Genomic DNA, 12,770 nt, shown 5'->3' with positions numbered 1-12,770 from the left:
ATCAGGCCAGGTTTAAAATTTGGCGTATTAAACCATCGCTTTCTTCTTCCAGCTTTAATATATCGGCACTTACCTCTTCTAAACTGCGCAGCGGTTTGTGGCGGTAAAAGTACTTGTTAAAGCTTACCTCGTAGCCAATTTTGGTGGCATCTAAATTTATCCAGGCTTCAGGTACGTGGGGCTGCACCTCGCGCAAAAAGTAGGCGTATATATCTTCTGCCAGTGGTACATTCTCGGTATCGCGCAGGTCGCTTTCGGTTTCGTATTGCAGGTACTCGCCTTTTTTGTCGGTAAGGTAATAACCGTAGTGCGGCAGTTGGACCTCGGTACAGCCTAAATGCGTCAGCAGGTTAGTTAACTTTTCGGCACTTAGCTTTACTACACCTTTTTCAACCTTTTCGGCATCAGCATGGTACCAGCTAACCGCGTTTAAAATGGCGTTTTTCTCGGTAGCAGTCAGTTTTATTTTAGCTGCTTTAAGTTCGGTATCAACTGCAGTCGTAAACAGGTTAAAGTTGTTGTACTCTTCATTGCCAATAGCTTGCATCAGTTGAGCAGCGATATTTATAAGGTCGGCACCCTTTTGCCAGGTAGCAGGGCTCACCAATGCTTTACTTTGTTTGGCGTTAAGGTTAAGGTCGTTTTTTTCGCACCAGTCTAAAATAGCTTTTTCGTGCGCGGCAAGGTTGGTATAAACTTCCTGTCCGTACTCTGTGTATGCCCATTCCATTGGTTCGCGCAGCGTTTTATCAAAACGCAGCTCTTCAATACGCTCGGCAGTAAATTGCGCTTTAAGGCGTTTGGGCCTTTCAATAGTTGCCTTATAATAACCAAAATCGGTATTGTTAAATATTTTTGAGGCAATGCCATCGTCGGTTGTGCGTTCAATAGTCAGCATCTGCTCATAAACGTCAACTATCTCACGTATGTGTTCGGGCGCGAACTCACAGTTTTTGTTGCCCAGGTTTTTACGCAGCTTGCGGTAACGTTGCCCTGCATCTATCAATTGTACTTTGCCCTTCCGGTTAGCTGCTTTATTGTTACTTAACAGCCATATATAGGTGGTTATACCGGTATTGTAAAACAGGTTGTTGGGCATTTGTATAATGGCTTCCAACCAATCGTTCTCAATAATATAACGGCGTATGTTGCTTTCGCCTCCACCTGCATCACCTGTAAATAAACTGGATCCGTTGTGTACCGAAGCTATACGCGAACCTGTGGTGTTTTGGTCAACAGGTTTCATTTTGTTCACCATCTCCATTAAAAACAGCAATTGCCCGTCGGATGAGCGTGGCGTAGCGTCTACCTCTTCCTCGTTGCCCCAATAATCTTTAACCCTAACCTGAAAGCGGGCATCTATAACGTCTTTGCCGTCTTTAATATATTTCTGCTCGCTGGCCCATGATTTACCATACGGCGGATTGGACAACATGAAATTGAACTGCACACCGGCAAACTCATCTGTACTCAAAGTTGAACCCACACGTATGTTTTCGGGGTTGTTGCCCTTTATCATCATGTCCGATTTGCAGATGGCGTACGTTTCGTCATTGATCTCTTTGCCGTATAAATGCACATCGCCGCGTGCTTTTATTTCGCCATCAGGGTCTTTAATGAAATTTTGCGATTCGGTAAGCATCCCACCCGATCCGCAGGCAGGGTCGTAAATGGTCATTACCGGTGGCAGGCTGTCTTTTATAGGTTCAAAAACCAGGTGCGTCATCAAATCAATCACCTCGCGCGGTGTAAAGTGCTCTCCGGCTTCTTCGTTATTTTCCTCGTTGAACTTGCGTATCAGTTCTTCAAACACGTAGCCCATGCCCAAGTTAGATAAGGCAGGGAGCTTACGTCCATCAGGATCGTTCTTTTCAAAAGGAGTTAAATTGATATAGGCCGACGTGAATTTTTCAAGCACATTTAAAAGCACATCCTTTTGTGCCATATGCCTAACCTGACTCTTTAATTTAAACTTGTCGATTATCTCTTTAACATTGGTACTAAAGCCGTTTAGGTAATCTTCAAAGTTTGCCTGGAGTATTTGCTGATTGTTGGTAGCGGTATCATGGAGACGCTGTAAAGTCCATTCGCTGGTGTTATAAAAAACGTAACCTGAGGCGTCCCGTAATCCGCTTTCGTCCCATTCGGTAAAGCCGGCTTCATCGCGCTGAAAAGCCAGTTCCTCTAATACGGCGGCTTTAGTTGGTTCTAACAAAGCATCCAACCTACGCAAAACAACCATCGGTAAAATAACGTCGCGGTACTTACCACGCACGTAAACGTCGCGCAGACAATCGTCTGCTATTGACCATATAAAAGAAACAAGTTTGTTGTGTACAGCTGTATTCATGCAGTAGCAGAGAGTTTGTGATATAGTTGGGTAAAGTTATAATAGTTGAGGTATTACAAGGTAAGGTGTGTTGAAAAACTAATTTGGGGGAAGTGGAAAGTTAAATATGAACACTGCCTAAATTCTCAAATTTAGGACTGGTAAAAAGCTTCATTTAAAACAAGCTACCCTGTATGCCGTTGACTGGCTGCGTTGAGCTAATTGGTTAAAAGGGTATGGAATAAACAAAAATTATTATCCTTAAAGCTTTTTCTCGCTTAAGGAATACTTTGCTGATCAAACTACCTTTAATACAGGCCCTACTTAACGCCTGTATTTGACTAAACCCGTTCCAAAATAATCGTTTTATTGATATTTGATAGTTCAAGCCGATGTCCATTTACAGCTTTAAATTTAAAAACACGCTGTTCGTCGGCCATCTGCATGGTAATCTCTGTTCCATTGTTTTGAAAAAACCACGCCCCGGTTTCTACCAGCTCGCTTTTAATAATTATAAGTGACTGAGCTTCGCCCAAGTGTCCAGATTTAAATAAATATTCCGTTGGTTCGTTGCCGCCCATTTGCTTCCAAAGAACGTTTTCCATCGGTAAAACCGGAGGATTGTTGACTGGCAAATGTAACTTTTTAAATTCAGCGAGCTTTCCTCGTGCGACCGCGCCCTGAACTTCTGCAATTTCTGTCAACAGGTTTTTATGTAGGCGGCCCTCTATTTTGATACGGTCCTCTAATTGCCTTTTTGTAGCCTCTTGTTCAGTTGATCGCAAAACAGATTGATGAGCTAGATAATCTGTAGTCCGTGCCATCATATCCTTTTCAATATCCAGTTCTTTGGTGCGGAGTGCAACGTCATATGCACCTATAGGTGTCGCAATTTTAGCTATTGTCGGTAAAATCTCAATCACGATAAATAATAGCCGGATAAGCCAAAGTAACCAAAACATAGTTGCCGAAGCAGGATTTTCTTTACTCTTAGTCAAACTAGCCAAATCCTCAAGAACCATAAAACGGGTTATAAAGCCTTTGTTTTCTTTGGTTAGACTGTCCTGCGTCGTTCGCCGTTGGGACTGAATATCTAACGCTGTATCGATCTGATGTTTATGTGCTATTTGGCTAGATTCTGCCTGTTCCAGGTTTTTTTTATTTGTATTTCGCCAATTAGTAAGGTAATCCGATTGGTCCTTTTCAGCTTTAATTAACAAACTCTGATTAAAACCATATAATTCCTTACGCTTCTTCAGTGAAATTTCTTTGCTTTGCTGATAACGTGCAGCTTCATTACTATTCATGTCCCGAACCCCATCATTGAATGGTATTCTTGCCCAATTTGTGTTGGTAATTGATTGGGCCCGGTTAAAAGATTCGCTAAGCTGCCGGTATTCTTCACGCAATTGTGTAGCGGTACGTTTCAAATTTATGTATTCCTGATCGCCTAAAGGTTCAGGCAACGCCAGCAATCTTTCTGCTTTTGCCTTTTCTGAACTGTCCCGAAGATATTGCTGCTGTTTGCTGGACATACCTGTGTTTTTCGCTGTCAGATCAATTAAATGACTGGTCTGTTTTTCCTTGTAAGTTGCAAGATTAGCTTGGATTTCTTCGTTAAAAATGAGTAACTCAAGGGGGATAGAGATGATCATTGCAATCAAAAATGCCAATATTGCCCTTGAGAGAAATGGAGCCCAAAATTTTTGATCATTCGCGGCGGGGTCTTTCTTCAAGGTCAAGACCATGCTTCTGTCAATACTAAAAATCAGCGCGCTCCAAATGCACCCAAATATAACGGCCGATGCCATTGTTTCTCCAAAATACCAACCCGCATAACTTCCTGAGCAAAAGGCCAACAATGTAGTCATGAAAATCGTAAAGCCAATTCCGGCTTGACGATTATAGTCGGTTGGGCAGTCTTTTAAAATACTGATTTCCACGCCAGACCACAGCCAAAAAAAGTATTGAATTTTAGAATAAGGTTTAGCTTCTTTTTGTAAATTTTTGCTCATAGAGAGATTGAACAGTTATGTGATAAGATTTTATGACTTGAAAGGTTAAAAGGTATGGCAAAATATAACAAAAGGTCAGCAATACAAGGGTAGAGATAAGTCCCCAGACAACAATACCTTGTTCTTCGGCTTTCGACACTGCGTACCAAAGGCCACGGAAATCACTGATTATACCATTTGTTACCATTAGGTTATTCTCGATGGCATACAACTGGTAATCAAAACTAATTACCTGCTGAAAAATTGCTAAGGAAAATCCAATTGTCATCAAAAAAGCCAGTAAACAGTTGACGATTGAAATAAATGTAAGGATCTGCCAGCCGTTATAAAGTTGCTGCCAACGTGTAAGACGCCGGAGTAATCCATAATACAGAAATGTAAACAGCAATGCTAATGTCAATGAGCAAATGACACGAAACGGCAGATTTATATACCTTAGCAGCACTATCCAACTTGCTGCAAAGAGTAAAACCATTTGCAAAAGATAGTGAAATCCAATACTCGCAATCCGATTTTGCAACGTCGGGCAGAACTCGATCAAGAAAGGATCAAAACCAGCAAGACGCCACAATGATTGCCGCAAACTGATCGTACTATTTACCTGACCTTCCATAAATCTTTAAATATTGATTTTAGACTATACCTTTTTTGGGGTTGCATTACCTGACGAAATAAATCCTGGCTATCTTGATTTAACTGCTCGAAATGTCCGTTTAAATTCAAAGGTAATTGGGGCAATATATCACCAGGCTTTAAGATCAATTCGTTTAATGCCGGAAGCGCTGGTAAAGGTTGGACGTTAAGCTGAATAGGCAGGCTCTGTACCTCGGATAAGGCGTTTGATGCTTTTAGAACATAAGTAATAGTTCTATTCGGCGAAAGAATGACTTTATTTTTCCCAGTAACATCCAGATCTGCCTGGAAAGCCGAGGTCAGTAATAATTTGTCAGCATGCTTGACTATCCAGCTCAAGGTTATCGGCATACCTTCTAATACCAAATAAGTATCTGTTGCAAAAAATTGAATATCTGTTCGCTGAAACACTTTAAGTTGTAGCGTTTGTTCCGTTTCGGTCTGGCCGTCGAGTCCCTGAGCCTTTAGCTGATAGTTGATGTCAGATTTCGGTGACACTACCATTTCTCCCGAAGAAGGCATTTCTTCCACCTCGCCACTTGCAATTAAGGTAACACGTTCCGCATATTCAACCGACCATTTCAATAGTGCACTTTCCCCGGAGAGTATTTTGACCCGACTTAGACCGAAACTTATTCGAGTAGCCGGTAGGACTTTTACGACCAGTTGGGCCTCCACTTTAGATATACTGTTTACTGCAGTTAAAATGTAAATCGTATCTTGCAACGGTGTCAACTGAAATTGGCCCAATGGAACGACGGTTCCAATTTTAGGTGCTATTGAAATCTTTGCAGCGTTTCGGACTTCCCAATTGAGTGTTACTTGTTGTCCGGATAAAATATTCAAGGCATTCGCATGGAAGTGCTTTATCACCGGAGGCCGCAAATAAGTATCCATGGGCTCCAGGTCTTGATAGCGGGTGATCGATAAATAGCGTTCGAGGATTGAGAGCAGTTCTGTTATCTCATCATTTAGAGCTGATAGGTCGCGATAGATGTCCGAGTGTTTCAAATTCGCCAGATCATCTTCGGTAAAAAGCAAATACTGTGTTGTCTCTACCTGGTATTTATCCCATAAATCAGGTCTGTAGATCAGCGACACGATGGATAGATAGATAATCAGTTCTGAAAAATAATCGGCTTTCAACGAAGCCTTGCTTTCTTGGAAGCGCGATGGATGCTGGTAACCTTTCAACCCGGTCACCACATCTGCTTGTCCGACTAACTCAGGAATACAAATGGAATCATAATCGATAAAATGAATTTCACCGTGATCGTTTACCAATATATTCCCTTCCTGCAAATCTCCGTGCGCAATTTGATGAATCCTCAGATCTTCACAGGCATCTCTAAACTTTTCGGCAAATGCCCTTAATGTTTTTGGATCGTTGAGGTGTTTGCTTAAATAATCTTTTAAGAGTAATCCGTCCAGCCATTCCATCAATACAATATCTTCGGCCTGCTGCCCGACAATGAGTCCCCCCGTTTCGTAGCGGAACTTAGCAAAATAAGGAAGGTTCGACTTTTGAAGTGTTTCTGATATCAACCGGTAACGCACCTGGTCGATTGCGGTCCGGACGTACCAAACTCTAAGCGCCCATCTTTTATCCAGCTGCGATAGCTGGAAGACCATATTGAAACCGCCCGAAAACAGGTAGGGCTGGCGTTGTTTATTTAACCTTAGAGTAGCGCCGCGCATGTCCGGCACTTTCAAACAAATGTCCAGGTTTTTGACGGCTGTTATTATCGCATCTTTATCCGCCATGATCAAAACTTATCAATTATACTTTTAGATTTCTGACCAGAAATATCTAAAGGTTTACTGTTCGGCAAATCGAATTTGTTTGTGATCGCATCAATATCCGGAGTTAAACGTTTCAAAAGTTCAGTTGGATCATCGTTTACCAACCATGCTGCTGCATTTACAACAAATCGTGCGGTTCCTGCTGAATCCCAGTTACAATACAAGCGCGTAAACCCCCCGTCAACGACTGCACGTTTACCGCCCGAATCAAAGTAACCTGCTACAACTTCTTTATCCGAACCCAATAGCAATGGTCTTAATGAACCTAGGTTTAATTTCAAAGCGGAGACCGTAATCCCTTCGTACAAATGTTCTATTCCCGTAAAAATAGGATGATTAGGTATTAAACCTGATTTTCCAGATTCGCTTTTTAAACCTAAGACCTGATCTCCGTGGTAGTCGCCATTCAGGGATGTCTGAAAAAGTGAATTCGTAATCTGGTTAGCATCGGCAAAAAATGGGTCATTGTCTCCCCAAATGTATAATCCCCGGCCTTGATGGAAAAACTCATAAATAACTTGCAAATGATCGCTGTCCAATTTTTTTATTTCGTCAGAAATAACCCAAAGCTGACAGCAGCGTTGAAGTTCCTTTTTTAAGATGCTTGCGTCAGGCGGTAGATCCTTCCAATAGATCAAGTCAAAACCTTTTTTTGTCAGGGCGCCACGAGGCAGTGTAAAATCAAAACCTTCACCTGTATATAGATGTAAGATGCCTATAGTTTTTCCGGTAAGTGCATAGTCCCTGGCGAGGTCGTATTCATCACCTTTGAAGTTTCCGAAACGGTCGCGTTCCACATTGCCCTGATAATTATTGAAATCGCTCATATCACATTTTTTGTATGATGCCTAAAGGATTCGCGATAACCGCTGACTTATTACTTGGGGGATTAGGCTGGTGATCCCATTTTGAGGCAATATGATCACGCACGGCGGCTAGCTTATCAACCAACAGCTCTTCCAGTGGTAAGAGATTCTTGATATCTTTCTCGGCAAGTTGATCCATCAGACTTTGAGTAAGTTGAGTTACAACCCGGTTTTTTGACCGGCGTAATAAGTTGAAGATCTCCGAGGTACTCGGACTGGCAAAATCCAATTTCGAAAACAATAAATCTTCGGTTTCAAAGTATTTTGGCCAAAGATCCGGCATCTCTGAAAAAACAAGCAGGGATAAGTAAATGACAGTTTCCGAAAAATAATCAAGCTTATTATGAACGAGCGTGTTGGTTAGACGGGCAGGATGCTGATATCCTGGTAAACCCTTAATACTATCAGGCATACCGTCTAAAGGTGATATATACATCGAGTCGTAATCTATGAGCGTTAGACTGCAATCTGGTTTTACCAAAAGGTTTCCGTGCTGTAAGTCGCCATGGGCAATTTTTTGAAGATGAAGGTACATGACCATTTCCTTAAACTTTTCCGCGAGCGTTTTGATTAACTCTGGCGTTCGTTTGATATGCTCTTCAATAAAGTCTTTTAAAGTCTTGGCCTCGATCCAGTCCATCAATACAACCGGATAGTTTTTCCCCTGCACCAACAAAGCTTGATCGACGTAAATAAAATCTACAAAATATGGACTTTGAAGTTGTTTTAAATAGTTGGCGATTGCCATACTCCTATGTTTTGCCTCGCCGATATCGGCGATCCAACAGCGAAGCGCAACCTTTTTTTGTTTTTTGGTTAAAAACGGAAATACGGTTGTGTAACCACCTGAGTATTGCAGGATACGATTATTTTTTTTAAGCACAGTGCCACCTTTTAACTCCTGGCTTTTGAAGCACTGAAGAGGATTTTGCATTGCGCCCACAATATCTGATAAGGTAGGATAATTTGCCATCGAGATTTATTACTTGCTAAAATTTTTCCAATATGCTCCCCAACCCTTTGAATGATTTCTTTTCGGACAATTGTGGAGGCGATACCTCCCCGACAGGGTCAGACTGTACAACTGGTGGACCTTGCCCTTCCAAAACTTCGCCAGATTTCTCGGCATCTGGATCTATTTCAACGTCAGGGTTTCGTTCAGATGCTTCCGCATTTCCGTCGGCAAAGGGTGGTTCGGCATCCGTTTGCTCAGCAGATAGATGATTGACCTCTTCTTTTTCAGCCAGGATCAAATCGTCCAATTTAGTTAGCGAGTTTACCGAATAATTTAAATCAGCAGTTTCCGCGTCAGAAACCTTAATAATTAATATTGCTGAATCATCGTCTCCAAGTTGACGGTCTCTTCTGGCAAGATCGACAAATCGTTCGAAGTCTTTTTGACCTTCCCAAACGTTGATCAGATGGATCGCATCTTCACCCTTTGTCAGAAACCAATCTGCCAGTGCATCAGTCATTAAATAAAATGTGCCATTCTGCAGCGGCGCTCCTCTCACATATTTGGGATCTCCCTTATGCTGACTGCCCACACTTGCCAAATAATCAGGGAAATTATCGAAGATTACAGGTTCGCTTTTACTCGATAAGCTTACTAAGTCCCCTTTAAAATCTGTATAGTTTGCCGGTATGAAAAAAAGAAAACTATCTCCCAAAGCGGATGCGATCCATAATCGCTCCTCAATTAAAAATTGCAACCCTACAAAAGTTGCCAGCGCAGGAGTCTTCCTATTGTACTCTACTCTAGTAAACCATTTTGTCTCCGGACGGCTGATGATTTCATCGATCTGGGATGTCCATGCTTGCTGGCATTCGCTGACAAATCTATCAACATCACTTGTGTCATGGTTAACGTAATGCTGCACTAAAATCGTCGACCAGATCTTAGGAAAAAATGACTTTGACACACCATCCGATATAGCGAACTTGTTAAGCGTGGTTCCCACGGCGTAGTTATCCGCGCAATCAGCGAACATCTCGGCGCCCTTACAGGTAATATAACCCTGAACACTTACTTCCATCAGTGAAATTTAAATTAGGCAATTCGATCCGTACCTCCGGACGAGCCGAAGTTGATAAATTTAATTAGTGTTTCTGCGCCTGCGTTAGAAACGAAGCCGCGGGATTCTGGCGCGATATTAAAGCCGTGCTTTTTAGCAGCGTCTCTGTATGAGTCGGGTACTTTACTTGAAATATTAAACAGCAATTTCGTTTCGTCATCAACCAATTTTGATTCACTCTCCTCGAATTGAACTTCTCGTCCACCATCACCTATGTGAATGTTAAATATCAGCGGATTCCCGTCAATCGTCGAAATGCCCATTACTTCTTTTGCTGATTTAAGCGTCTTGTTCGGCTCGTCACCATTCTGACCCTCGTAAGGGAAACCGTCAGTTACATTGATAATAACCGGTGCCGGGTTATCAGGTTTTTTGCCGTTCCAGCCCTCGATCAGTTGTTTACAGAAAATTAACGCCTCACCCATAGGAGTAAGTCCATTTGCTGTCGGCTCCACAAAAACGGGCATTTCTTCTTCGATTTCGACTAAACCGCCACCACCATCAGATATCTTTTTCTTAATGCGCTCTAACCGAAGCGGGGATTCTGCAAATGCGCTTAAATAATCTGATCGAATGTCTTCAACTGAATTACCTCCTTTTCCGCCGTATCCAATGATAGAGATAAATACTCGGTCTTTTATTTTATCGCCGGCACTGTTTGTAAAGATCAGATCATTAATGGTACGGTTTATTACCAAAGCAGTAAATGTGGCTTTGTTTTTATCGCCGGTAAAGCTTTCCGACATGGAACCTGATTGATCTACCAAAAAAATGATGTACCCCGGAGTTGCTGAACTCCATTGTTTAGAATTGTTCATTAGTGTTAAGGTTAATAGTGATTTTTATTTGCTGGTCAAAGCATACAGAGTACAATTTTATCAGAGCAAGATAAGAATAATTCAACATGATATTTTGGGGGTAAAATTTTTTTGAGAGATTATTTTTTTCCTTTTTCAAAAGGATAAAATTGAAGAGCAAGCAAGCAAGCAAGCAAGCAAGCCATGTTTTGGTCAGACCAAAACGACTTGCCGGATAGATCCGGAAGCGCTGCTTCACTTCGTTCAAACAGCTATATCAATTGAGGAAAATTTATCGGTAGTACCGAAGTACTCGTGATAAATAAAACATTGCATCCCTGAGTTTTGTGCTCATGGGACGACCGCAGTTAGAATCAGATAAAAAATTATCCAAACGATTCATCTTCCGCTTATCGGAAGCCGAGCTGCAGGCGTTGATCGCTGCTGCCGAGATGTGTGGTAAAACTGCAGGGGCACTTGTCCGTGAAAAGTTATTTAAAGGAAAGTTTCCTAAAGCCGCGACCCCTAAGCTGGACGTCACCCATTATGCTGAACTCAAACGTATAGGCGTGAATCTTAACCAGCTTACCCGCCTTTGCCATTCCGGCAGGATGCCTAAAGAACTGCTGGGTCTGCTATCTCGCCTTGAGCAGCGGCTTGAAACCACTATCGCAAAACTGATCCATGATAGCCATTCAGAAGATAGGTAAAAGCTTTATGGGAGCATTGAAATACAATATCAGGAAGCTGAACCACCCTGATGTAGCCAAGCGTGCAGAATTGCTGGATACAAACTTTACTAACCCTGATCTGGCACGTATCAAAACGGAGGTAGAACTGATCAGACAGCTGCGTCCCAACCTGAACAGGTATGTTTATCATACCAGCCTGAATTTCCCGAACGAAGATATCGCGAAACTGGGTAACGCTACGCTGACAGCAATTGCCCGTGACTATATGGATGCTATGGGTTTTACTGATAACCAGTACTTCGTCTTCCGGCATTACGATGCAGATCACCCGCACCTGCATATACTGGCAAACCGGATCTGCTTTGATGGCAGTGTGGTATCAGATAGTAATAACTATGTAAGAAGCGAACAAGCTATGAGGATAACAGAGCAACGGTATAATCTTATAACAGTAGAACCGAGCAACAAAGCAGCAGAACGGGCGCCGACAAAGAACGAAGTTGAAATGGTCAGACGTACCAATAAGGCTCCTGATAAAATCATCTTGCAAATGTTGCTGAAAGATTTTCTATCCCGTAAGCCCACTATGCAACAGTTACTGGACTGGTCGGAGCAGGCTGGAATTTACTTTCTTTTTAACCAGGCATCGACAGGCAGGATCAGCGGGGTAACTTATTTTTTCAGGGATTTCAAAGTGAAAGGTCAGTCACTGGGTAACCGCTACAAATGGGCAGAATTGTTAAAGCAGATCGATTATGATCAGGTCAGGGACGGCGCTGCTGTTACTGCCGCTAATATAAAGACAAGAGAAAAGTACGGAGAGCTGTCTGTAAGTCCTATTAAAGTGGAAATTCTTTCAGATGTTGCAGTTGAAGATAGGTCAGTTGAGCAAAGCGATAGAGAAGAAATGCAAACAGCGGAAACCATCGATACCATACCAGAGCACCATCAGACAATATCAGGTTCGATCAATATCAGCGATGATATTGATGATGAAGCGATACTTGGAAGAAACAGGCGGAGGCAGCAGAAAGCAGGAAGAAACAGCCGTTAAATAAAAGAGGCGCTCGATAAGCGCCTCTTTTATTTATTTCCCTTTCAGGATCTCATTTTTTTCTTTCTCAGCTTGCAGTAGACGTTCTAACAACGCAATCTTTTCATCGTATAATGTGACGATCTTTTCAATTGGGCTGAAATTGAAATAATGCCCGTAAGAAGCTGCATTGTCATTATAAGTATTAGCTATAAAATTAATGGTAGCTTCATCACTGTATTGTCGGATCGCATCAGCTGATACACCTAAAACATTCGCAATTTTTTCTAAAGCTGAATCTTCGACTTCCGCGCTCTGTTCAATCTTTGAGATTGCCTGCTGACTGATCCCTAACTCGGCAGCAAGTGTTTCCTGCTTCATGCCGCGCAGTTCACGGATGCGGCTTATCTTTCTTCCTATATGTAGTGTTTCTGACATTTGATCGATGTATTGGTATCGTAAAGTTAGCAAAGTATCGCTTTAAACAAAGAATACCCCTGAACACTCGCTGCCAGGGGTATTACCTA

Annotated in this window: 11 protein-coding genes; 2 read left to right on the top strand and 9 right to left on the bottom strand. The window is 42.2% G+C overall.

The window, feature by feature from the left end; translation table 11 throughout:
- Position 1: 1 nt before the first annotated feature.
- The 8 genes from D0C36_RS23565 to D0C36_RS23530 all read right to left on the bottom strand — a co-directional run bounded on the left by D0C36_RS23565 (position 2) and on the right by D0C36_RS23530 (position 10,539).
- On the bottom strand, positions 2 to 2,350 hold the full coding sequence (locus D0C36_RS23565; RefSeq protein WP_117394194.1) for a type I restriction-modification system subunit M: 2,349 nt from the start codon (positions 2,348 to 2,350) through the stop codon (positions 2 to 4).
- A 320-nt stretch (positions 2,351 to 2,670) separates the two neighbouring features.
- Positions 2,671 to 4,344: a DUF4407 domain-containing protein gene (locus D0C36_RS23560; protein WP_117394193.1), complete on the bottom strand. Its 1,674-nt coding sequence runs from the start codon at positions 4,342 to 4,344 to the stop codon at positions 2,671 to 2,673.
- The gene (locus tag D0C36_RS23555; RefSeq protein ID WP_117394192.1) at positions 4,316 to 4,957 is read right to left on the bottom strand and encodes a hypothetical protein; all 642 of its coding nucleotides are present in this window, start codon (positions 4,955 to 4,957) and stop codon (positions 4,316 to 4,318) included. The genes D0C36_RS23560 and D0C36_RS23555 overlap by 29 nt, the downstream gene beginning before the upstream one ends.
- Positions 4,942 to 6,741, bottom strand: a complete 1,800-nt coding sequence (locus D0C36_RS23550) for a protein kinase domain-containing protein (RefSeq protein ID WP_117394191.1) — start codon at positions 6,739 to 6,741, stop codon at positions 4,942 to 4,944. Before D0C36_RS23550 ends, D0C36_RS23555 begins: the two co-directional genes overlap by 16 nt.
- Positions 6,742 to 6,743: 2 nt before the next feature.
- Entirely contained in the window at positions 6,744 to 7,607 is an 864-nt protein-coding gene (locus D0C36_RS23545; protein ID WP_117394190.1) for a hypothetical protein, read from the bottom strand.
- Position 7,608: 1 nt separating this feature from the next.
- Positions 7,609 to 8,619, bottom strand: coding sequence for a protein kinase domain-containing protein (locus D0C36_RS23540; protein WP_117394189.1), 1,011 nt, complete (start codon positions 8,617 to 8,619; stop codon positions 7,609 to 7,611).
- A 16-nt stretch (positions 8,620 to 8,635) separates the two neighbouring features.
- Positions 8,636 to 9,682, bottom strand: a complete 1,047-nt coding sequence (locus D0C36_RS23535) for a hypothetical protein (RefSeq protein WP_117394188.1) — start codon at positions 9,680 to 9,682, stop codon at positions 8,636 to 8,638.
- A gap of 14 nt (positions 9,683 to 9,696) precedes the next feature.
- On the bottom strand, positions 9,697 to 10,539 hold the full coding sequence (locus D0C36_RS23530) for a vWA domain-containing protein (RefSeq protein ID WP_117394187.1): 843 nt from the start codon (positions 10,537 to 10,539) through the stop codon (positions 9,697 to 9,699).
- A 332-nt stretch (positions 10,540 to 10,871) separates the two neighbouring features.
- Between D0C36_RS23530 and D0C36_RS23520 the strand changes: the two genes are divergently transcribed.
- Both D0C36_RS23520 and D0C36_RS23515 read left to right on the top strand, forming a co-directional pair.
- Entirely contained in the window at positions 10,872 to 11,228 is a 357-nt protein-coding gene (locus D0C36_RS23520; protein ID WP_117394185.1) for a plasmid mobilization protein, read from the top strand.
- On the top strand, positions 11,203 to 12,264 hold the full coding sequence (locus tag D0C36_RS23515) for a relaxase/mobilization nuclease domain-containing protein (protein WP_117394184.1): 1,062 nt from the start codon (positions 11,203 to 11,205) through the stop codon (positions 12,262 to 12,264). The genes D0C36_RS23520 and D0C36_RS23515 overlap by 26 nt, the downstream gene beginning before the upstream one ends.
- Positions 12,265 to 12,297: 33 nt before the next feature.
- Here the strand turns inward: D0C36_RS23515 and D0C36_RS23510 are convergent, their stop codons facing one another.
- Complete coding sequence (locus D0C36_RS23510) at positions 12,298 to 12,681, bottom strand: helix-turn-helix domain-containing protein (RefSeq protein WP_117394183.1); 384 nt, start codon at positions 12,679 to 12,681, stop codon at positions 12,298 to 12,300.
- Positions 12,682 to 12,770 lie beyond the last annotated feature (89 nt).

The organism is Mucilaginibacter conchicola, assembly GCF_003432115.1.
In the GTDB taxonomy this organism is placed as follows: Bacteria; Bacteroidota; Bacteroidia; order Sphingobacteriales; family Sphingobacteriaceae; genus Mucilaginibacter; species Mucilaginibacter conchicola.
Note: the sequence above shows the minus strand (reverse complement) of the source record. Positions and strands in the feature narration are given on the sequence as shown.

Bases quoted from the DNA above. Each gene is read 5' to 3' on its own strand.
- D0C36_RS23565 (WP_117394194.1), bottom strand. From the start codon at position 2,350: ATGAATACAGCTGTACACAACAAACTTGTTTCTTTTATATGGTCAATA.
- D0C36_RS23560 (WP_117394193.1), bottom strand. From the start codon at position 4,344: ATGAGCAAAAATTTACAAAAAGAAGCTAAACCTTATTCTAAAATTCAA.
- D0C36_RS23555 (WP_117394192.1), bottom strand. From the start codon at position 4,957: ATGGAAGGTCAGGTAAATAGTACGATCAGTTTGCGGCAATCATTGTGG.
- D0C36_RS23550 (WP_117394191.1), bottom strand. From the start codon at position 6,741: ATGGCGGATAAAGATGCGATAATAACAGCCGTCAAAAACCTGGACATT.
- D0C36_RS23545 (WP_117394190.1), bottom strand. From the start codon at position 7,607: ATGAGCGATTTCAATAATTATCAGGGCAATGTGGAACGCGACCGTTTC.
- D0C36_RS23540 (WP_117394189.1), bottom strand. From the start codon at position 8,619: ATGGCAAATTATCCTACCTTATCAGATATTGTGGGCGCAATGCAAAAT.
- D0C36_RS23535 (WP_117394188.1), bottom strand. From the start codon at position 9,682: ATGGAAGTAAGTGTTCAGGGTTATATTACCTGTAAGGGCGCCGAGATG.
- D0C36_RS23530 (WP_117394187.1), bottom strand. From the start codon at position 10,539: ATGAACAATTCTAAACAATGGAGTTCAGCAACTCCGGGGTACATCATT.
- D0C36_RS23520 (WP_117394185.1), top strand. From the start codon at position 10,872: ATGGGACGACCGCAGTTAGAATCAGATAAAAAATTATCCAAACGATTC.
- D0C36_RS23515 (WP_117394184.1), top strand. From the start codon at position 11,203: ATGATAGCCATTCAGAAGATAGGTAAAAGCTTTATGGGAGCATTGAAA.
- D0C36_RS23510 (WP_117394183.1), bottom strand. From the start codon at position 12,681: ATGTCAGAAACACTACATATAGGAAGAAAGATAAGCCGCATCCGTGAA.